General features: G+C 35.7%; 21 protein-coding genes and 1 riboswitch. Of the genes, 11 read left to right on the top strand and 10 right to left on the bottom strand.

Features of this window, described 5'->3' with window-relative positions:
• Nucleotides 1-82: 82 nt before the first annotated feature.
• The 3 genes from ACQQ2I_RS12835 to ACQQ2I_RS12825 all read left to right on the top strand — a co-directional run bounded on the left by ACQQ2I_RS12835 (nucleotide 83) and on the right by ACQQ2I_RS12825 (nucleotide 2,186).
• Nucleotides 83-982 carry a DMT family transporter gene (locus ACQQ2I_RS12835; RefSeq protein WP_431027191.1) on the top strand — a complete coding sequence of 300 codons (900 nt, stop codon included), beginning with the start codon at nucleotides 83-85 and terminating at the stop codon, nucleotides 980-982.
• Between the two features lie 73 nt (nucleotides 983-1,055).
• Entirely contained in the window at nucleotides 1,056-1,763 is a 708-nt protein-coding gene (locus ACQQ2I_RS12830) for an SAM-dependent methyltransferase (RefSeq protein ID WP_431027189.1), read from the top strand.
• Nucleotides 1,764-1,796: 33 nt separating this feature from the next.
• Nucleotides 1,797-2,186, top strand: coding sequence for a tautomerase family protein (locus ACQQ2I_RS12825; RefSeq protein WP_431027188.1), 390 nt, complete (start codon nucleotides 1,797-1,799; stop codon nucleotides 2,184-2,186).
• Nucleotides 2,187-2,299: 113 nt separating this feature from the next.
• On the opposite strand, the gene ACQQ2I_RS12820 is transcribed toward ACQQ2I_RS12825, so the two are convergent.
• Entirely contained in the window at nucleotides 2,300-3,700 is a 1,401-nt protein-coding gene (locus ACQQ2I_RS12820) for a YcdB/YcdC domain-containing protein (protein ID WP_431027187.1), read from the bottom strand.
• Nucleotides 3,701-3,857: 157 nt separating this feature from the next.
• Between ACQQ2I_RS12820 and ACQQ2I_RS12815 the strand changes: the two genes are divergently transcribed.
• Entirely contained in the window at nucleotides 3,858-4,265 is a 408-nt protein-coding gene (locus ACQQ2I_RS12815) for a hypothetical protein (protein WP_431027186.1), read from the top strand.
• A 99-nt stretch (nucleotides 4,266-4,364) separates the two neighbouring features.
• On the opposite strand, the gene ACQQ2I_RS12810 is transcribed toward ACQQ2I_RS12815, so the two are convergent.
• Nucleotides 4,365-4,793 (bottom strand): MarR family winged helix-turn-helix transcriptional regulator, encoded by a 429-nt coding sequence (locus tag ACQQ2I_RS12810; RefSeq protein ID WP_431027185.1) that lies wholly within the window; start codon nucleotides 4,791-4,793, stop codon nucleotides 4,365-4,367.
• Between the two features lie 123 nt (nucleotides 4,794-4,916).
• Between ACQQ2I_RS12810 and ACQQ2I_RS12805 the strand changes: the two genes are divergently transcribed.
• Both ACQQ2I_RS12805 and ACQQ2I_RS12800 read left to right on the top strand, forming a co-directional pair.
• Nucleotides 4,917-5,504, top strand: coding sequence for an NAD(P)H-dependent oxidoreductase (locus ACQQ2I_RS12805; RefSeq protein WP_431027184.1), 588 nt, complete (start codon nucleotides 4,917-4,919; stop codon nucleotides 5,502-5,504).
• Between the two features lie 360 nt (nucleotides 5,505-5,864).
• Nucleotides 5,865-6,707 (top strand): helix-turn-helix domain-containing protein, encoded by an 843-nt coding sequence (locus ACQQ2I_RS12800; RefSeq protein ID WP_431027183.1) that lies wholly within the window; start codon nucleotides 5,865-5,867, stop codon nucleotides 6,705-6,707.
• Nucleotides 6,708-6,997: 290 nt separating this feature from the next.
• Here ACQQ2I_RS12800 and ACQQ2I_RS12795 read toward each other — a convergent pair whose 3' ends face one another.
• The 6 genes from ACQQ2I_RS12795 to ACQQ2I_RS12770 all read right to left on the bottom strand — a co-directional run bounded on the left by ACQQ2I_RS12795 (nucleotide 6,998) and on the right by ACQQ2I_RS12770 (nucleotide 12,728).
• Nucleotides 6,998-7,717: a hypothetical protein gene (locus ACQQ2I_RS12795; protein WP_431027182.1), complete on the bottom strand. Its 720-nt coding sequence runs from the start codon at nucleotides 7,715-7,717 to the stop codon at nucleotides 6,998-7,000.
• Between the two features lie 623 nt (nucleotides 7,718-8,340).
• Complete coding sequence (locus ACQQ2I_RS12790) at nucleotides 8,341-8,967, bottom strand: response regulator transcription factor (protein WP_431027181.1); 627 nt, start codon at nucleotides 8,965-8,967, stop codon at nucleotides 8,341-8,343.
• Nucleotides 8,933-11,245 carry a sensor histidine kinase gene (locus ACQQ2I_RS12785; RefSeq protein WP_431027180.1) on the bottom strand — a complete coding sequence of 771 codons (2,313 nt, stop codon included), beginning with the start codon at nucleotides 11,243-11,245 and terminating at the stop codon, nucleotides 8,933-8,935. Before ACQQ2I_RS12785 ends, ACQQ2I_RS12790 begins: the two co-directional genes overlap by 35 nt.
• Nucleotides 11,220-11,381 carry a competence pheromone ComX gene (gene comX / locus ACQQ2I_RS12780; protein WP_431027179.1) on the bottom strand — a complete coding sequence of 54 codons (162 nt, stop codon included), beginning with the start codon at nucleotides 11,379-11,381 and terminating at the stop codon, nucleotides 11,220-11,222. The genes ACQQ2I_RS12785 and comX overlap by 26 nt, the downstream gene beginning before the upstream one ends.
• A gap of 9 nt (nucleotides 11,382-11,390) precedes the next feature.
• Nucleotides 11,391-12,293 (bottom strand): polyprenyl synthetase family protein, encoded by a 903-nt coding sequence (locus ACQQ2I_RS12775; protein ID WP_431027178.1) that lies wholly within the window; start codon nucleotides 12,291-12,293, stop codon nucleotides 11,391-11,393.
• 249 nt (nucleotides 12,294-12,542) lie between these two features.
• Complete coding sequence (locus ACQQ2I_RS12770; RefSeq protein WP_431027177.1) at nucleotides 12,543-12,728, bottom strand: hypothetical protein; 186 nt, start codon at nucleotides 12,726-12,728, stop codon at nucleotides 12,543-12,545.
• A gap of 534 nt (nucleotides 12,729-13,262) precedes the next feature.
• Between ACQQ2I_RS12770 and ACQQ2I_RS12765 the strand changes: the two genes are divergently transcribed.
• Entirely contained in the window at nucleotides 13,263-14,498 is a 1,236-nt protein-coding gene (locus ACQQ2I_RS12765) for a helix-turn-helix domain-containing protein (RefSeq protein WP_431027176.1), read from the top strand.
• A 44-nt stretch (nucleotides 14,499-14,542) separates the two neighbouring features.
• On the opposite strand, the gene ACQQ2I_RS12760 is transcribed toward ACQQ2I_RS12765, so the two are convergent.
• Complete coding sequence (locus ACQQ2I_RS12760; RefSeq protein WP_431030513.1) at nucleotides 14,543-15,145, bottom strand: DedA family protein; 603 nt, start codon at nucleotides 15,143-15,145, stop codon at nucleotides 14,543-14,545.
• A gap of 79 nt (nucleotides 15,146-15,224) precedes the next feature.
• On the bottom strand, nucleotides 15,225-15,641 hold the full coding sequence (locus ACQQ2I_RS12755) for a pyrimidine dimer DNA glycosylase/endonuclease V (RefSeq protein WP_431027175.1): 417 nt from the start codon (nucleotides 15,639-15,641) through the stop codon (nucleotides 15,225-15,227).
• Nucleotides 15,642-15,902: 261 nt separating this feature from the next.
• Between ACQQ2I_RS12755 and cbiB the strand changes: the two genes are divergently transcribed.
• From cbiB to cobJ, 4 genes are all read left to right on the top strand, one after another.
• A complete protein-coding gene (cbiB, locus tag ACQQ2I_RS12750; protein WP_431027174.1) occupies nucleotides 15,903-16,856 on the top strand; it encodes an adenosylcobinamide-phosphate synthase CbiB in 954 nt (317 codons plus the stop codon).
• Nucleotides 16,831-17,904 carry a pyridoxal phosphate-dependent aminotransferase gene (locus ACQQ2I_RS12745; protein WP_431027173.1) on the top strand — a complete coding sequence of 358 codons (1,074 nt, stop codon included), beginning with the start codon at nucleotides 16,831-16,833 and terminating at the stop codon, nucleotides 17,902-17,904. Before cbiB ends, ACQQ2I_RS12745 begins: the two co-directional genes overlap by 26 nt.
• On the top strand, nucleotides 17,888-18,463 hold the full coding sequence (locus ACQQ2I_RS12740) for a histidine phosphatase family protein (protein ID WP_431027172.1): 576 nt from the start codon (nucleotides 17,888-17,890) through the stop codon (nucleotides 18,461-18,463). The genes ACQQ2I_RS12745 and ACQQ2I_RS12740 overlap by 17 nt, the downstream gene beginning before the upstream one ends.
• A gap of 41 nt (nucleotides 18,464-18,504) precedes the next feature.
• Nucleotides 18,505-18,685, top strand: a riboswitch (cobalamin riboswitch).
• Nucleotides 18,686-19,132: 447 nt separating this feature from the next.
• Nucleotides 19,133-20,758, top strand: a complete 1,626-nt coding sequence (gene cobJ, locus ACQQ2I_RS12735) for a precorrin-3B C(17)-methyltransferase (protein WP_431030512.1) — start codon at nucleotides 19,133-19,135, stop codon at nucleotides 20,756-20,758.
• The last annotated feature ends 11 nt before the right edge of the window (nucleotides 20,759-20,769 follow it).

Genomic DNA, 20,769 nt, shown 5'->3' with positions numbered 1-20,769 from the left:
AATTGGTACTACTTCAAACCAATTATTGGTGTTAACCTTACAATAAAATATTTTGTTTGAGATTACTAGTTGGGGGGATGAAGTGAATACGGGCTATTTAAAAATACTAGTGGCTATGTGTATTGTGGGCAGTTCAGTCGTTGTAGGGAAATTAATCGTGCAGGATATCCCTATATTTATCGCATGCGTATTAAGGTTCCTCATTGCAGCAATCATTCTTATTCCATTGTTAATTTTTAAAGAGGGCATTCCATCTTTGACTAAAAAAGAGTTCTTAGTTTTATGCAGTCAAGCAATAAGGGGTGTATTTTTATTTAATATTTTCATGCTTTACGGATTGAAATATACATCTGCTATTGAAGCGGGAGTCATTACAAGTACTCTTCCAGCAGTCATAGGGATACTTTCTTTGTTCTTGTTAAATGAAAAATTGACGAAGAAAAAGAGTGTAGGAATATTTTGTGCGATGTTAGGGGTTTTATCTATTAATGTATTGAGCAGTGATTCCGAGCAAATGAGTTCCTTAGGTGGAAATCTTTTAATATTGGGCGCTGTGTTGGGGGAAGCGTTATTTATTATATTTGGAAAGTTATCATCTAATCGAGTAAGTCCTCTTACTATATCAACAATGGTGAGTGTTTTGGGTTTCATTCTGTTTTTACCCTTTGCGATTTATGAAGCAAAAGAATTCAACTTTTCACATATTAGTTTAGGGGATTGGGTGAATATTTTATATTTTGGAATCGTTGTAACCGTAATTGCTTTTCTTTTAATGTATGAAGGATTAAAAACAGTATCAGCGAGTTCAACAGGCGTACTAACAAGTGTGCTACCAGTCAGTTCACTAATTCTTTCATTTTTAATTTTAAAGGAAAAATTAATGTACATACATTTTTTAGGGATGTTGTTAGTCATGGTTGCAATTTTCCTAATTTCAGTGGAACCTTCAAATCAGGAAGTAAGAAAAAGACCTTCAATATAATGTTAATATATGTTAATTTTTGTTTTTTCTATGCTAATATATAGTTGATTCTTAGTGTAAGAGGTGAGTTTAGATGAGTAGAGTTGAGCAGAGAGCGAAGTTAGATTTAGAACGGATTGTGTTTATTGGGAGAACCTTTGAAGAGTATATGGATATGTTTTCTCTTTCAATGAAAGAATTGGAAGGAAAGAGCATACTCGATTGTCCAGCAGGGGCTTGCTCTTTTACAGCTGTTGGTAACAAATTAGGTTTAGATATTACAGCATGTGATATCGCTTATGATCATCCAGTAGAACAGTTAGAAAGTAAAGGGCTTCGAGATATTGAACATGCAATGGAAGGTATGGGGAAAGTAAAAAATAATTATATTTGGCGCTACTTTGATGGTATAGAGGCGCTTAAAAAACATCGTGTACATGCTTTAAAAGATTGTACGAATCATATGAGGGAATCAAGTAAACATTATATTCCCGTCACGTTACCTAGCTTACCGTTTCAAGATAAAGAATTTGATATACTTCTTTCCGCACACTTTCTATTTATGTATGCGGATAGATTAGATCATCAGTTTCATATACAGACATTAAATGAATTGTTAAGGGTGACAAAAGAAGAAGTTCGCATTTTTCCGCTTGTCGATTTAGAAGGGAAAAGATACCCGTATTTAGAGCAGCTAATGGCTGATTTAATGGATAAAGGCTATGTAGTGGAAGAAGTAAACGTTTCATATGAATTTATGAAAAATGCCAATACCATGTTAAAAATAAAACTGAATGCATAAATTTTAAATTGAGCTGAGAAGGGGGAGATGTAAGTGGGACAAATTAAAATTTATGGGGTAAAAAATCGATTAATTCCCATTAGAGAAACACTATCAGATATTATTCATTCCTGCATGGTGGAAGCTTTGGTATTGCCTGCTGATAAGAAATTCCATCGTTTTTTTCCTATGGAGAAAGAGAATTTTTATTTTGCAAGTGGGCGAACGGAAGCCTATACAATCATCGAAATTAGCGTGTTTGAAGGGCGAACAGTAGAAGCTAAAAAGCAATTAATTAATCTGCTATTTGAACGTTTAAATAGCGAATTAAAACTATCTCCTCAAGACGTTGAAATAACAATTTTTGAAACGCCCCAACACAACTGGGGAATAAGGGGATTACCTGGAGATGAGTTGTCCTTAAATTACAAAGTCAATGTGTGAAAAACTAGCAACCACTTTTGTTTGTAAAGTAAGGTAAGTACCTGATGTGAAAGACTTGATTCATCGATTTTGAACTGAATCAAGTCTTTCATGTAAAAAACTTCATAAAGCACCTATTTATCCGTAATCACGGCGCCAGTCATCGCATCTATGTGCCGAATCGAATTTCTCGTATGCTGGTCACATAGTTGATAAGTAAGAAAATAGGCATCTGTTTCGCTATCGTAATCTTTTTTCCATGCTAATTCAAAATCCATATGATTACATACAATTTTTTGTGCGTCGTGTACTGAGATAGCCGGTTCGGTTGGTAGCTCGCGCAGGTGCTCTATAGGAATGCGCGGTCCACTGTAATGATCAATCAGTCCGGTTGTGCGGTTGACAGCAATGACTACTAGTTCATGTATAGTGATGCCATATCGATTGTGCAGATAAAATACAAATGATTCTTTCATTGAATTATCGTCTTCCTCATGATCTCGAACAACTTGTTGTAAATACGGATATACATCTGGCGCTATGATTTGTAAAAATTGTATAGCCTTTTGAAAGCACTCTTCGTGATTTAGCTGAAGATCCCCTTGTCTTTCAAGAAACCACATAAAACTTCGCACTTTACCGGTTTCTTTTGAAATGAAGGCTTTCACCGTATCCTCTGAACGTTTCATGAAAAAGCCATTCATTGAGTGATCCTCTTTCTTCATCTCCCAATCTTTATCTCGCCACACAATACCTATTTCACCGCCCCAATTAACTTCTCGAAGTATTTCCATATTATCTGTAATGCCAATGATCTCTTCGGTAGATAATTGTTTATCAACATTTGTAAACGAAAAAGGAGGTACCGGCACATAATTTTCAGGCTCGTGCTTTTCATGCCCAATCGTTAATGTTGGCTGCAACGTGTCAGCTTTATATTGATGAAAGGAATTTATTTCGTACACAAGTCGGAGTCCGTCTTCCGGTACATTATGAACACTCTTATACAAATTAGCAATCGTGAGTTGTACATCTAGATGATTTCGTACATGTTCTTGGAGTGCTTCTTTAGAAATTAACGTTGTTGGTATTTCAGGAATGGGTTTCACACCATCATATGTAAATGTAATAATATCCCCGGAAGAATCAACATCGATAAAGCACCCTGCTCTTGGTAAAGGCAAATCGAATACAAGTTGTTCATAGTAAAAACGATCTGCACAAGAAAGCTGCTTCGTTTGATAGAAGGTTAAATCGTTGAATGCGTCAGGATAATGACTTAACAAAAAGTGTTTTGCTCGAGCTTTTTTTTCGTCTATTGTGAGTGACGATACATCCGGGCAATCATTGTTTATATCAATGGATAAACGAGTTAAGTTACCGAATGAATCCAGCTGTACGCTGATCCCTTCATCTTTTGGCTCATTAATCCAAGAAAACATAGCGACCTCGTTATATTCTTCTATTACAAGCTGAAAATCGTTTCGTAATGGCACCAATGATTGGGCACGCTGTTTTAAGCCTTCTTTTTGCAAAAAAAAGCACCTCCATTTATTTTAAAAAGAGAATATTTGTTCTTATTATATCCATTATTATCCTTTTAATCAACGCAAAACCTGATTTTGTCCTTACACGCATCACTGCAACCATTCATACTATAAAAATATTAGCGATTAGCTAGGAGGAGTTTTGTTGTATTACAATTCTTATCCGTATTATGTATATCCGCCTCATTACCCTGTATGGCTGATGGCGCAACATGTTGCTACGCCATCTCAAAGACAAATAGCCATGCCGACAAACGAACCCAACCGTAGCCCTTTCCCTCCTGTGAATATTCAAAAATTAGAAACATCGGTGAAACAAATGCAGAACATCGTCCAACAGGTTCAATTGCTACTCGATAAAATCGCCAAATCAGAGCAGTTTGCACATGAACTCATGAATGAGGCGCAACGTTCTAATCAAGCAGCTGTTGACCAATTAATTAAATCAGTAGGTATTACGCTCCAATTTGAGGCCAAATATACGCCAGATGGTATTCGCATTGTATTTACAGAAAAGAATTGCTGTAGTTTAACGTTGATTTTACAGTGGTGAATGGATTATAGGGGAAATCGTATATAAGTTTTGATACAGCTGATGGGTTAAAGCATGCCAGATACAATGAGAGGGTAACATAGGTACCTGGCACTGGTTTTAGTAAAATAATTTCTTTTGCAAAAGCTGTAGTGCTTGCTCGATGCTTCTCAATTCTTCTTGAGAGGCATTTTGTATTTTTTGTTGGAAAAACATTTCAATTTGGTCGAATGTTGTTTTCATCACCTTGTTTCCTTCTTCTGTTAGATGAACAGTCTGCTTTCGTCTATCGTCTGTCGCTGTGTGCTTTTCGATTAGTTGTTTATCCTGTAATTTTTTTAATTCACGACTTGTGTTCGGTAGTGACATATGCAGGCAATCACTAATGTCACTTGGCGTTACAGGTGGGCTTACATAAATGTATTCAAGAATGTTGTATTGGACAGGGGTAATATGCTGTGGCTTTGCCTGTTTTTTTATGTCATGTGTTACTTGATGTACCGCAGCTGAAAAAGCAACAAATTGTTGAAAAAGCTTTGTTTGATCCATAGAGCAGTCTCTCCTTTATTTACAACATAGCAAATTTGTTATCATAAAACAATTATCATTTGACAACTAAAAAAAGAGGGGGTATTATTTAGTTATCAAATGATAAGTAAAGGAGTATGTTATATGAAAACGTTAATCGTTTACACACATCCGAATCATCACAGTTTAAACTATGCTTTTTTACAAAGCGTTTTAAAAGGGAGTCATGAAAATCCACTTATTCAAGACATTCAACTGTTAGATTTATACGAGGACGGCTTCGATCCGATTCTTGAATTTAATGAGGAAAAGCGTCGACGAGATATGCACACCGATCCAAAGTTTGAAAAGTATAGAAAGCAATTTATGTGGGCAGATAAAATTGTTTTTATTTATCCGATTTGGTGGGGGAGACCGCCTGCGATGTTACTAGGCTATATTGATCAATTATTTGCGGCAAATTTTGCTTATCGAGATAAAGGAGGATGGTTTACTGAAGGGTTGTTAAAAGGGAAATCGGTTGTGTGTATTTCAACGATGAAGGGACCTGTACATTACCCGCTGTTCTTATTAAATAATAGCCATAAAGCGTTAATGAAAAAGGCTGTTTTTAATTTTGTCGGCATAAAAAAAGTGAAATTTTTTGAATTCGGTAATATGGAAAGTAAAAAGGGAGGACAAGAGAAAAAGCTCCATCAAATTTATCGTTATTTTCGTCAAGTCGCTCAATAAAGTAGAAACTAGTAAACTTGCAATAGTTTACTAGTTTTTTGTCACTTTAAGCGTTTCATTCGTGCGGCTTCCTGCTTGCCATGTAAGACATAATACAGCGGCAAACAAATTAAAATAACAGGTACCAGCGTGAAGAAAATTGTTCTGTATGTCGTATAAGGCTCTACATAACCTAAAATAAACCGTCCAATGCCAAGGGCTAAATTATATAAGATAAAGTAAGTCGATGTGACAAGAACGAAACGATAGGTAGTAGAAGTGTCTGCTCTTTAGTTATAAAAAAATAACTCTTTCGTCTCAGCAGAAATATTGATATAATTGATAATCATTTTCAATTATAAGCGAAATGGGGACAAAGTGATGAATGTTACAACAAATGAGTTAATAGAGTATTTTGCCACATCATCTATTCAATTCATGAATGTTTTTATAAGTACATTACCTGCACGAAAAATGGATGCAAATCGAAAAACAGATCATCAAATATGTGGGCTAGTCATTCCACTAAAAGGACAGGCACGCTTTTCACTCAATGGTATCCCATATAAGCTGAATACTAATGCGATTATCCATGCTGGTTCTAGTATGGATATCGAGATTAAAACCTTTGATGAGGATTTAACTTATGTTGTTGTGCATTATAAAATTGTGCAAGCTCAAGAAGAGTTTAAGCAGCTTTTACATAAGCAGTTTTCGATAACTGTAGATGACATGACAGCTATTATAGCGAGTGTACAGCAACTGTTAAGCAAAAATGGGCACCCAGATTACTTTTCTCGTTTTGAGTTACAAGTTATTTTTATGAACTTAATCCAAACCATTTTAAATGGAGCTCGAAATAATCAATATGATGGGATGTTACATGTCATTACGAAAGTATTGGAATATTTTCATACGCACTACGCAGAGGAAATTTTAATTAGTGAGATAGCGGATATGTTTGAAGTGGATCGGAGAAGGATTGCTCATTTATTTGAAAAAGTAATAGGCTTAACACCGATTCAATATTTAACGAAGTATCGTATATCGAAGGCGAAGGAGTTACTAGCTTTAAGTGAATTATCCATTTCGGAAGTGTCAGAAGCAATGGGCTATCAAGATAGTTTCTATTTTAGTAGGGTATTTAAAAAGCTAATGCATCTGTCGCCAAGTGAGTATCGAAAAAATGTACAAAATCAATCGATATTTCTGTATGGGTTGTAGGCGAACGGTTAATCGACATTACATATAATTGACCTGTGAAATATAGTGAGGTTTGTATTAAAAACGACATAAAGCATAGATAGAGCCTGCTTATTTTGTTTACTCGGTTGATGCTGCTTGAAGCTTGTTAGAAGAAGGAATACGATTTTTTGTTTAACCTGAATGTTAGATAATTCAAGTAAGAGGGAAGGGGGCGTTTGAAAAGATATTTTGAGACACCCCCTCTCTAAATCTAATATAACAACACTCATAATAAAATAAACAACCGTTTGGATGCATTTTCTATGGGCTTAATTCAATATGTTAGAGGTGAAATTTTTAGAAGTTGGCCCTCCAGTAATTTCAAACTCTTCATGTTTATGCACATAATCCTTAGGCAAGGGTAGTTTTCCATCTTCACCAATCCGATATTCTGTCCCTTGTACTATAAACACTGAATGTTCATCATAACCAAATATACGCCAGTCTATTTCACGTGTCGATTTGCTCTCTAAATCCACATTATAAATTACACCGTTTGTATCAATGCGGTAGCGTGTAGAGCGATTATTAATTGTAAAATGTTCGTTAGGATTAATCCCAAATTGTTGGAACTCCTTTAAAATTTCATCAGCTTCAAAAAACACTGAAAAGACGTTAAGATCTCTGAATTCAGCAAACCATTGAAGCTCGTTTAAAAATTGACCTTTGCGCTCTAAATGTACTCTTTGCTCATCCGATACTTCATGATCAAAGTGATCTATTTTCACATAGTTATAGCCATTATCATTAATTAAGTGATAATTTACATACCCGTAATCTGTCATTAAACTATACACTTTGTTGCTTCGAATTGTTAAATTATGATTTCGATCTATATAGAGTTGATTTGCTAAAATAGGATCATAGATATTAATTTCACTAATACCTTTATTCTGTTTATTAGACATTGCTGTTTTAATAGGAACTACGTTTTTCTCCATTAATCTACCGATAATAGATGCTACATTTCCTAATGATTGAAATTTCATAATCTACTCCTTTTTAGTAAATAATTTATATTACCTCATTTTTGTAAGAGGAATAAAGTATTTTCAATTCTACAAGAGGGAAGTCAGTTAAATAGCATGATCAAGGGGGAGTGTGGATCTTTGGTAAATCAATAATAGTACTAGTAGTGTTGTTTGAAGTAGACGTTGGAGTACTTAGGTTAAATTTATAGTTGTTACTACAATGGATTTCATAATTGGAGATGAATACGGTGTCAATTACACTTGCCGACTGTCACTTCAATCAATAAAAGGACAATTAAATTTCAATTGCTCCTTTATAACGTGTTCTTCATGATATTCTAGGTGACTTAACTAGTTTGAATATTTACTGGCTTCCCTAAAGTGAAAAATATAAGTAAATCTTACTCATAGTCTATGCTATAACAATAATAACTTTCATTAAGTTATCTCAATCCTAGCACTCGATCTACCGACATTACAACCGACAAATTTTCTGTCGGTATACCGAAAATTTAGCCATATTATGTAATTGGTACATAGTAGTGTTGGAATCGCCCATTGAAGGATGATATCCGTCTATAAAAAATAACTAGCACCTATTACGAAGATAAATAGGTACTAGTTATATAGTAGTAGGGAACTTATAGTAAGTTTTTTTCTTTTACAAGTTCAATCGCTTGTATGCGAGAGGGGACATCAAGTAATGTAAAGAGCTGTGTTAAATAACGTTCAACGGTACGTTGGGTGACACAAAGTTTATCGGCTATCATCTTATTTGTATCGCCTTGTATAAGCATGACCATAAGTTGCTTTTCTTTATTGGTTAACTTTAGATTGTCATATTTATCAACCATTTTATTCGTAATATAATCAATAAAATCAGTAGATAAAACTAAATCCCCATTCATAATGGAACGAATGGTTTGGATGACTTTTTCTTGTGAAGCAGTTTTAGATAAAATGCCATCAATTTTTTTTTCTATAAGTAATGGATAATAAGATTGGATATCATCACCTGTATATAAAATGATGAGTGCATTTTCTTGCTCCGTTTTAATATCTGCTGCTAGGGAAATACCATCTTGAATTGTCATATTTACATCGATTAAAAATACATCAAAATGCGTACTCTGCATTCTGCTGAGAACTTTTGTTGCATTTTCCTCTGTTTCAATAAATACATCATTTAATCCTTGAAACAAACTTTTCGAACCTTGTAAAACAATAGGATGGTCATCTACTATTAATACTGAAATCAAGTACGTCACTTCTTTCAATGATTTTAATTTGAATAGACATGCCTTCATTCACATTAGAATCAATTGTCATCTGTCCGTTAAAAGCTTCTACCCTTTCTTGTACCCCTTGTAACCCCATTGATTCACCATGCCAAATTTCTGATAAGCTACAACCGATACCGTTATCACGATAGATTAACTCAAATCCATTATCTAGCTCTTGAAGATAGAGTTCGACAGTTTCTGCCTGCGAATGTTTTAACGCGTTATTTAATAGCTCTTGTACAATGCGATAAATGACTAAAGTTAATTGCTCATCTTCTAAATATAGTCGATCAAACTGTGTGGTTAGTGTGAAGCTTGCTCGTTTCGCTGTTCGCTCGCCAAGCCTTTCAAGTGCAGCATTTAACCCCATATTTGCTAAGAGTGGAGGTTTTAATGTTTCACAATATGTCCTTAAACTATGAATCGATATAATCATTTGTTCATGTAGATTTTTTAATTTTGATTTAACAACTAATAAATCTTCTTCATATATTACCCCATCTACTTGTCTGGCGATATGCAAATGTTCCTGTAAAACAGTATCATGTAATTCTTGTGCTAACTGAAACTTTTCATCATCTACTCTTATCCAAACTAATTTTTTAAGCCATGTTGGTTCTTTTCCATCTACTTGCCGCAGTTGTTGTAGTTCATCTACTAGTTCTTCAATTACTTTAGTACTTTCAATAAAAGTATTGGTATATGTAAGTAATAGTTCTAGCCATAACAATTCATCTGCTCTTAAGCGAATCGTTTGCTCATGGTCAATAATTAGCCATCTTTTACAGTGAGTATCTTGATGAATTAAAGCTAAATATACATGCTCTTTTCTTGTGATTTCACCAAGACGTAGCTTCTGAATCGATAAGTCATCTATTAAAGTAAGATGGTCGTTTGTAGATGTCATCTGGCCTGTTGTAAAATCGTATGTGATGACGGCGACTTGTTTTACTTCTAAATGATAGACGATTTCTTCTGTTAACAACTGTAGCATTTGCTCTACACGATAGGATTTTCCTAATTTATCAATCGTTTGATATAGCTTGTGAATATGATCTCCTTTAGTAGAAAATAATATTTTACGGCCACGATAATCAATTTTTTCCTTAATGTATAAGAAAATAGTGATTGAAGTGAGTAGAAGCAGAGTAATCTCAAATAGTTTAACTAATGCTATATCTGTGATTAAATAGATACTCCCAATTAACCAACATGTGAAAAATAGTGCAAGGGTAAAATAATAACGAAAACGCGAAACGTGGTAAACAATGTCAAATAAGCGCTCGGTTAGTTGTATAAAAATAATATTGAAGGGGATCAATAGTAAGAACAAAGCACAAATATCGGCATTAACAATCGATTTTTTAAATAAAACTTCTGGCAATACAAAAAGCACTAGGAATGGTAAAAGTGGTACAACCAAACCTAAAAATAATATTGTTAGCGGTGTGGATTTATACTTAATATAGCTGTAGGTTAAAATGAATAAAATAACTGAAAGTAAAAATATAAATAGAGCAAGAATAATAAGAGGGCTGACTGAACCAAATGATGGGTAGAACGGTCTTATTACTCCCAAAAAAGTAGAAAACAAAGGGATTATGTATAAAAAATTCGTATTTTGAATAAATGGCCATTTAATGTTTAAAAATAAAAAGTAATATTTTAGGAAATTCAGCAATAAAACAAGGCAAAGAAGTAAGCAACTACTATTTACAATAATCCCGATGCTGTCTAATTTTGCAGAGGCGCCACTGCTAATATAGGCTAAGGATACTATAAGAATAAAATAAATTAAAAAGTTTACATATGGTACATGTCTTTTAAAATAGTACAAATAAAATGAGACACATAATGCTAATAAGAAGTAAATACTCGGCAATACAAAAAGCATATAAAATTCTTGAGATATATCCGTATGTTGAATATCAATAGTTAAGAGAGAACCATCCGATTTCAAAATAGATAATTCAGTTGCTCCTCGAATTGATGGATCATATTGTATCCGTGATATATCGTGTGTAGGGATTCCATCTATTTTTAATACAATATCCCCAATAGAAATTTTTTCATTGTTAGCCCACTTTTTGTAACCTATAGATTCAATTTTCCATTGTTCATCTTGTTGTTTTAAATCAATGTTTACAAAAGGAGTTACAAAAGAAACGTAAAGTACATATATTCCTAAAATAAGGTAAACGCAAATCAGCAACCAAAATGAATTGTACTGAAAATTTTTATTGCCAATAATTCGATTTTTCAAGGTTCAGCTCTTCCTCAAAAGCTGCTAACATAGCCTGTGTTTCCGCTTCAGTAACGCCTACTAAAGAAATTTTCTTCTCTTTTAATAACTCTACAATATTTGCATTTTCTTGTAAAAACTGAATCATTTTAATCATGGCTTTTCCTCATTTCATTATTTTTTTTAAATACTCTTTATTTGCTGCATTCATATTGATGTTTTGAATCATGGTTAATGCTTGATTTCGGTATAGATTTTTAATCGCAAGAGCGTAGCGGATCGCGCCACTATTTGTTAGTGCTTCGATGATATTCGGTTTTGCTAAAATGATTTCTTCTTGATGAGCGTAATATTTTTTTATCTCTTCTGAAATATCATTCGTCAATGAAAAAAGATAAATAATCGGTAACGAATATTTCCTATTTAATAAATCATTTTTACAGTCCCATTCTTTTAAATCTTGAATATCATTTTTAATTTGTTGTATAACACCGATAGATTTCGCATATTGTTCAACTTGTACTGATTTCTCTCCACAAGCAAGAGTGAAACCTACTAAGCAACTCATCGCCGTAAGAGAACCAGATTTTTGCTCGATCATTTGTAGATAAGAGGATTCATCTTGACAAATATTCAGTAAATCTAGTTGTTGACCATTGATACTGAGTAAAGTGTATTCTTCAATTATTTGAAAGGCGAGCTCTCGATGTTCAAAATGACTTTGACGCATTACTTTAAGCGTTATCATCATCATTGCTAGAACTGCATTTAGCGATAATTCAGGTGTTTTTACCCATAAATAATCACTATCGTGATCTTGTAAGTCGTCAATAATATCAAATGATAAAATAAGCAGTTCAATTGCAGCAGCTATTTTGTAAATATCTTGGTTAAAGTGATCTGCATACTCTTCATAATGAATGATACACAAGGTACCAAAGTGAAAACCCAATGTTTCTTTTTCCGTTTTAAAGCTTTGTAGTATACTTCTTAATTCGTCTCCAATTAATTCCTCAGTAGCAATGATTTTATCTAACAAAATACTAATCTCTTTATTTAATTCCTCCAATTTCTTGAACCACCCCCCCTTAATGGATATAATATATAAAAAAACATAAAATTTCCATATAATTTTCTACTTTAATACAAATTATTCTTGTTTTATTTACATAAAACTACAAAATATAAGTTTTGATGTCGGTGAAATGGATAATAAAATGAAAAAGAAGGAGGATATTATTAATTCCTCCTTCCGCTATGTTACGTACGTAGGCTTCTTCTGCCAGAGTCTTGTATATCCCTCTGGATTTTCAATAATTCACCATATGTTGTCGCAATGTGTCTCCGTTATAGGCTTTTTAAATAATCCTTTTTCAGATAACATCGGCATTAATTGCTTGAAAAAGAGGTCTAAAGATTTCATTGATCCACCAGGAAGTGCAATAAATCCATCTAATGCTTCTGCTTCGTCCCATTTCGTAATTTCTACAATCGGATCTTCCACTGTGCCGAGCTAATTACTTCGGGTCTAGAAAGTAGGTCTCTAACAGTCGGCTGTTCTCGTTCAATGAGCCTTCTTAGTAAATTCGCATGAGTTTGCATCCAAATAATCTATTTCCATTAATAAGATTAAAAATATTTGCTCTTACTTAGATGTGTTGAGTATAAAATATTAGTGGAAAAATAAGCGTGATTTTTAGTGGGGTTGTTGATAAAAGGGGCTTGCTTATTGATTGGAGCGGAGGAGACTCGACTTCAGCTGTACCTGCGGAAAACGAGTCAGCCGTAGTGGAAATCAATGTATTTCAATGCGCGCGGCTCTTACTTTTAATTAAAGCGATTAGTTGCGGACGTAAAATGTCAGTACCGTTCATTTTTAAGACTCATCTATTTCCGTAGTAACATAATAAGAGCCGATAAACCCCACATATGTCGGATCTATTTTGTTTAACCTTGTTAAAATACAACGTCTCCTAATTGAATTATTTCGTTAAAAATTGTTTAATATTTTTAAAGAACAATGAAAGTAGGTTGTGACATGCAGGATTTAGGGAGTCGCATTCGCCACCTTCGAAAAGAACGCAAATTAACACTTGCACAGTTAGCAGGGGAGCGTTTAACGAAGGGAATGCTTAGTTTAATTGAAAATGGAAAAGCACAGCCTTCTATGGAAAGCTTGCATTATATCGCACAGCAGCTTCAAGTAGATGTTTCGGCATTACTTGGTGAAGAAATTGAGTCATTTAAAGAGTTAATGTTAGAAGTGGAAGAAATGCGTGTGCAATTAAATGATCACCCAGATGATAAAGTGCGTGCACAAATCATCATCGATAAAATTAATCCTATTGTAAATAAATTGCAGACAGATCGTTATGAACATATAAGACTAAAAGAAATCTATTTAATTTCCTTGACGCTTATCAATAACAAGCTAGATGAACAAGCATTGTATGACGTTATGAACTGGTATGAAGGTGTACATGCGTATAGCCGTTTACTTAGCTGTTATAACTTTTTATGTTGGTATGCCTTTGAAAGAAAAGATTATGAAAAGGCACTGGATATGTTAAAGCAAGGGGAAAAACGAATCGAGCCGTATTGGTTCATTTTGGATGATATTAGTCGCATCAGCTTATTTTACAACTTAACGGTTATGTACTATGCCGTAAATGATGTGAAAAACGGTTTATTGTATAAAGAAAAGATGCTTCAAATTGCAGAAAAAAAGAAAATTTACTACCGTATGGACGATTTTTATCGCTTGTTATTTATACAGGCAATATGTGACCATGAATTTGAAGTGAGTAAGCAGTATTTTAAAAAGGTGCAATTAATGACAGAACTTGCGGAAGACAATGAAAAGGCTTTTTATTATTTATTTTGCAAAGTGCATTATATAAGCGTTGTAGAGAAAAATTATGAACAAGTGCTAATTATATTAAATGAAGAAATCTATTCACAACAAGATGTGTCTATCCATGAAACGAAAGATCTTTTCCTGATGGAAGAAGCGATTGCACTGTATCATCTAGAAAAATATGAACAAGCTTTAGCTATTTGTGAAGGAATTAAAGCACCTAACTATTTAAAGCATCCAGTTGATTTAGCGATATTTTATCGCTTTGTTGCATACCGGGCGTTAATGTATAAAAAGCTTGGTGATATAGAATCAGCAAAACGCGATATTTTATATGCGGAAAAAAGTGTGGAATCATTTGCATCCACATACTACACGGACTTTATTCGCCAAACGTATGAAGAAATTATGACCTAATGAAACAAGCCTCCACTGCACTTTATGTTCAGGGAGGCTTTCGTTTATTTGTCTTTCATATTGAGTCGGCGTTCTAATAGTTTTTGACGATATTTATAGACACCGTATATAACAGCTAATAGAACAATTACAATAACGAAAGGTTGTAAATATTGTTTAAATAATGGACCTGCTTGTTCCCAATTTTCTCCAAGCTTTACCCCTAAATAGACGTAAAGCGCTGTGATGGGCAACATAGCACAAAATGTATAGACGGAGAATTTCGCAAGTGACATTTTCGCCATGCCGCATGGGACGGAAATCGCGGTACGGACAACAGGCATAAAGCGACCGAAGAAAGCAACCCCTGCACCGTATTTGGCAAAAAATTTATCTGCTGCATTTACTTGTTTCTCATTAACTAAAAAATATTTACCGTACTTTAAAACAAGTGGACGGCCACCATAACGACCAAGTGCATATAGTGTAATCGGGCCAATTGTACCACCGACTGTACCGGCAAGTACCATTAAATAATAGTTGAATTCTCCTTGTGAAATCCAGTATCCCGCAAGTGGCAACACCGCTTCAGCAGGAATAAATTCAAAACAAAGCGCTAAAAGCACACCGAAGTAGCCTAACCCTTTAAAAAATTCAATCATTGGCATAACGATTGTATCTAACAAATTCAATCAACTCCAAAACATAGACTATCCCTTACGACGAAATACTTGTCCTAAAGGTTCATCATACCATGTCTTTTCTTGCTTGAACAGATTTGTATCGTGTATCGAGCGCTTGAAAACGTGACTCCTCAAAGTCTTTTTGTCCACGCAAATATTTTTCTTTTAAGTTAAAATAACATATTTCAAAATACGTATCGTTATGATGATTGTGGAATGGTTTTTCAATTTTTACTGTAGGGTCAATGTCTTTAAAGTAATGATTCATTTTATCAACGGTACGTATTTTTATGGCACGCTCACTCATTTCACGTAAAACTAGTTGTGTGTAAGCGTACAGATGTTCTTTAGGGTATTCATAAATATAGTTAATTAAAATGTGTCGATCTTCTTTGGCAAAAATACTATTTAGTTCCCGCCATTGTGCAAGAAGCTGCGATTTTGGGAGAAGATCCATCATATCTTGATGCCATAAACGCATATTAAAACCTCCTTTAGACTGAAGAAAAATGAACTATTCAATAGCAACTATTATAAACATTTTCCTTGTATATTCAACACTATATAATTGGAAATAACTGCTTGTTAATTTCCGCATGATGAGTAGGTAAATCGCTTTTTAATGCGTCAACATAGATTGCTTCTTTAACTTCTTACAACTTCTTCTTCACATAAATGATATACAAAAATGATGTAATCTATAGTATAGTGATGATATTTATCAAGAAGTAGGTGATGTTTTGTGACGGTTGTGATAGGTATAATGGGAATAATAGTAGACCGGTTATTTGGGGATCCGAAAAAGTGGACACATCCAGTTATATGGATTGGGCGGTTAATTGCTTTTTTAGAAAAGCATTGGAATAAGGGGAATGCGCGGAAATATAAAGGTTTCTGTGCTGTTGTCGTAACCGTTTTAACAACGGGTTTTGTTGTAGGTGGCATTGTTTGGCTCAGTTACACTGTTCACTGGGCATTTGGTATTGCAATAGAGGTTATACTCATTAGTTTGGCTCTAGCACAAAAAAGCTTAGAGGAAGCGGCGATGCTTGTATACCGCGCATTAGAACAACAAGATTTCAAAGAAGCACGTGAAAAGCTCGGGTGGATTGTTGGCCGGGATACGGAACATTTAGATGAAAGTGAAATTGTGCGCGGTGTTGTGGAAACAGTGTCTGAAAATACGAGTGATGGTGTAACCGCACCATTATTTTACGCTCTTTTATTTGGCGCAACAGGTGCGTGGGTGTATAAGGCCATTAATACGCTGGATTCGATGATTGCCTATAAAAATGAGCGTTATAATGATTTTGGCTTTGTCGCCGCAAAGCTAGACGATGTCGCTAATTTCATTCCGAGCCGCATTACAGGCTTTTTATTGCTTATTGGCACAAAAGCTGTTGCCCAAAAGCCATTTACTTATCGATTTGCACAGTGGATAGGGGATGCTAGGAAGCACCCGAGTCCAAACAGCGGTTATTTAGAGGCAGCGACGGCTGTACAGCTTGGTATTCGTCTCGGCGGTGAGAATGTATACGGTGGTAAAAAATCATTTCGTGCGTATATGGGGCAGCTTGTTTTTGAAATGAATCGTAGCCATATTGTACAATCGATTCAACAAATGTATGTCGTCACACTCTATTTTTTAGTTGTAGTAGGGGGAATTATCATTGCAATATCCAGCACATGGGGCTAATGCCGATGCTCTTTATAAGGCACTTCGTATACAGATGCCAAACAAAATCATTGATTTAAGTGAAAATGTCAATCCAATAGGTGTCCCGCCAAGTGTACAGCATGCATGGCCATCACTAATCAGTCAAATTGCAGCATATCCAAATGAACAAGCGGAGCCATTTCGTTCAAAGGTTGCAATGTTCCATAATGTAAAGCCTGAGCACATTATTGTTGGTAATGGTGCAGCCGAATGTTTAATGGTGTTAGCTCGTTATTTTAACGGAGAAATAGTGGGATTAATTGAGCCGTCTTTTTCGGAATATAAACGAACTTTACTGCAAGAAAATGTGACGATTCAGTCGATTGTAGTAGAAGATATTTGTACATATACATTTTCAATGGAACAAGTGAAGGCAGCGATGCATACGGTTGATGCGGTCTATTTATGCAATCCAAATAATCCAACAGGTGCATTGACAACGAAAATGGCCATTCAGTCGTTACTTGAATATGGGCAAAAAGTAAGTTGTACTTTAGTAGTGGACGAGGCCTTTATGGATTGGACAGATGAAGCAGAAAGTGTAATCCCACTTGTTGAAAAGTACGAGAATTTAATTGTGTTACGCTCTATGACGAAAATGTATGCATTAGCAGGGATTCGGCTCGGTTATATTGTCAGTCAAAAAGCGTTCATGTTTACGGGCTTTTTCCCACATTGGAACGTAAGTGGAATAGCTAATCAGGTAGGGTGTCTTTGCTTGGAAGAGGACCGGTATGTTGTACAAGCGAGACAAAGCAGCACACAAATACGGGAAGAAATGACAAACTTTTTGAAAGATTATGCATGCGAAGTATCAAATAGCGCGGCTAATTTTTTGTTGTTTAAATTGCCATCGTCATATAGTCCAGATCATTTTTTTAAAACGCTTCTGTCAGCGGGAATTGTCCTTCGTCATACGAAGAATTATGTCGGCCTAGACGGACAGTGGTTCCGCCTTGCGATGAAGGAGCCTGAAAAAATGAAAACGTTTATGAAAGTATTTACTGACTATGTGCAAAACAATTAGAATTTATCGTCATGGTGAAACAGAGTGGAACAAGCAAGGGATATTACAAGGTTGGCTTGATTCGCCTCTAACGGAATATGGTAAACAACAAGCGCTGGCTGTGGACTGGCAACCTGATATCGTCTATGCAAGTGACTTAAAACGTGCTATGTCAACTGCTACATGGATGTTTCCGAACATGGAAATTCATACAGACGCACGCCTTCGTGAAATTTATTTAGGTGATTGGCAAGGGCAAAAAATTACACATCTTAAGCAACAATTGAATTATCAATACTACAGCGAAGCACCTGAAAAGTTTATCCCAGACTCACAGGAATCATTTGAGCAAGTAGCAAATCGTCTACTCGCATTTTTACAAAGTATAAAAGACATGCCACAGCAACGTATTGCGATTGTTTCGCACGGTGTAGCGATTGCCTGTTTACAATGGGTAATCGACAAGCGTTCACTGGCGACATTATGGCAAAAGGGAATGCTTTTAGGTGGGGACTTTATTTCTTTGTATTTAGATGAGGAAGAGTGGTATTTGGAAAAAATAACTTTACAGAAAATTTAAAGACATGCTATACTAAAATCTGTTAAGATAAAACAATATATTGTATTAGTTCTAGTGAAGGTACTACTATATGTAGTTTAAAAGGGAAGAACGGTGTAAATCCGTCGCTGTCCCCGCAACTGTAAACGCTGACGATGACGAAAAATCCACTGTACGCTTGTATGGGAAGGAACGTCAAAGGATGAAGCGAAGCCAGGAGACCTGCCTTGCTGGACGACTGTACATTTCTTCGGGGGATAGGAAATGGAGGCGGGTTCTTTTTTAACGTTTCCATTTCAAGCTACCTCATCGTAAGGTAGCTTTTTTATTTTGATTGAAAATAGCGTCACACGTATGACATGTGGACAATAACTAGCTAGACGCATTTTTATTTTATCTTCCTCAGTTAGAAGAAAGAAGGGGCTCATCGCATAATGCCGATATGTTGATGAGTCAGTAAAAAGCGTGGTGTTCTCATACACCACCTTTTTTAGCGGATAAGAAATGAATCTCCGCATAAGACAGATAATTAAAATTATATAAAAGCAACATCATAAAGCGCTCATCTGTTGAGGGAATAGAGAAAATGCTTGTAAATCGATGCTTAAGCTAGGCTACCTGCTTTATGATGGGAAACTTATTTTTCAGTACGAGAAGTATAGGTGAGACAGTCTTTTTATTGGAGGGGACATTTTGAATAAGGGGAAAATCTTCGTCGTTGGCTTTGGTCCCGGCGATTATGAGCATATTACAAAACGTGCAGTTGATGCATTAAAACAGAGTGATTATATCATTGGGTATAAAACATATGTAGAACTGATTGAGCATTTAGTAACGGCGAAATCAATCGTTAGTACAGGGATGACGGAGGAAGTTTCACGTGCACAGGAGGCGGTGCGACAAGCAGAGGCAGGTCATATCGTATCCGTTATTTCAAGTGGAGATGCTGGCGTATATGGCATGGCTGGACTTGTGTATGAAGTACTGATTGAGCTTGGCTGGACAGAAAAGGACGGCATAGCAGTAGAAGTGGTCCCTGGCATTTCAGCGATTAACTCGTGTGCAAGCTTGCTTGGTGCCCCAGTAATGCATGATGCCTGTACGATTAGTTTAAGTGACCACTTAACACCATGGACAGTTATTGAAAAACGTATTGAAGCAGCAGCGATGGCTGATTTTGTCGTTGCCTTTTATAATCCGAAAAGTGGACGTCGTACAAGACAAATTGTAGAGGCACAACGGATTCTATTAAAATATCGTTCACCTGCAACACCAGTAGGTTTAGTGAAAAGTGCTTATCGTGAAAGTCAGAATATTGTGCTAACAACGCTTGCTGAAATGCTAGAGCATGATATCGGCATGCTCACAACGGTAGTGGTCGGTAATTCATCGACATTCTTCTACGATAATAAAATTATTACGCCACGTGGTTATCAGCGTAAATATACATTAGGTGAGGATGTACAACCGTTGAAACCGCACCAACGTTTACGAAAAGAAAATGAACCGTGGGCACTGGATCAGCAAACAGGTGAAGCGCAAACGGGTTTTGAAAAAATAACGGTGGCTGCTCCAGAAAAGCCAAAAAAAAGTACACTGGAAATGGCACAGATGGCACTAAAGCTTGCCGGTGGTGAACCATCTGTATTAGTGCAACAAAAAGTAGAGTCAATTTTTGAATTTGCTGTTAGTCCAGGTGTAGCGAATAAAATGCTAACGCCACAACAAATGATGTTGTTAGCAGAAATTGTTGGCGAACAAGGGACGCTTGAATATACACCGGAGCATCGCATGTTGGTGAAAGTGCCAACTGAGCAGCCGAATGAGCTCGTTGCTCGTTTACGTGAGGCAGGCTTACTTGTTTTACCGATTGGCGATGTGCTCAATGTAAAGGCGTGTGATTTTTGCTATGGCGAAAAAGCAGAGTCCATTCCATATGCAGAGGAAATTGCGCAGACGCTTGGTGGGATGAAGCTACCGAAGGAATTGCATGTCGGCTTTAATGGATGTGGAATGGCTTGCTACCGCGCTGTCTTTGATGATATTGGTATTGTGTATCGTAAGAAGAAGTTTGATTTATTTATCGGGGCAAAACCGGTTGGAAGAACAGCTCATGCGGCACAGCCTGTTGCAGAAGGGCTTGAACCGGAGGAACTGTTGCCACTCCTAACAAAAATCATTGAAGAATATAAGCAACATGCACATCCGAACGAGCGCTTGTTCAAGTACTTCAAGCGTGTGAAGAAAATATTGCATTATACGTATCACGATATGAGCTGCAAAATTGAAGTAGAGCCAGCTCCTTGTGGTGATTAACGAAAGGGAGA

Origin of the sequence: Lysinibacillus sp. LZ02, from assembly GCF_050613145.1 — a bacterium.
GTDB lineage: Bacteria > Bacillota > Bacilli > Bacillales_A > Planococcaceae > Lysinibacillus_B.
The sequence above is the reverse complement of the archived record's forward strand: the minus strand, read 5'-3'. Positions and strand labels throughout refer to the sequence as shown.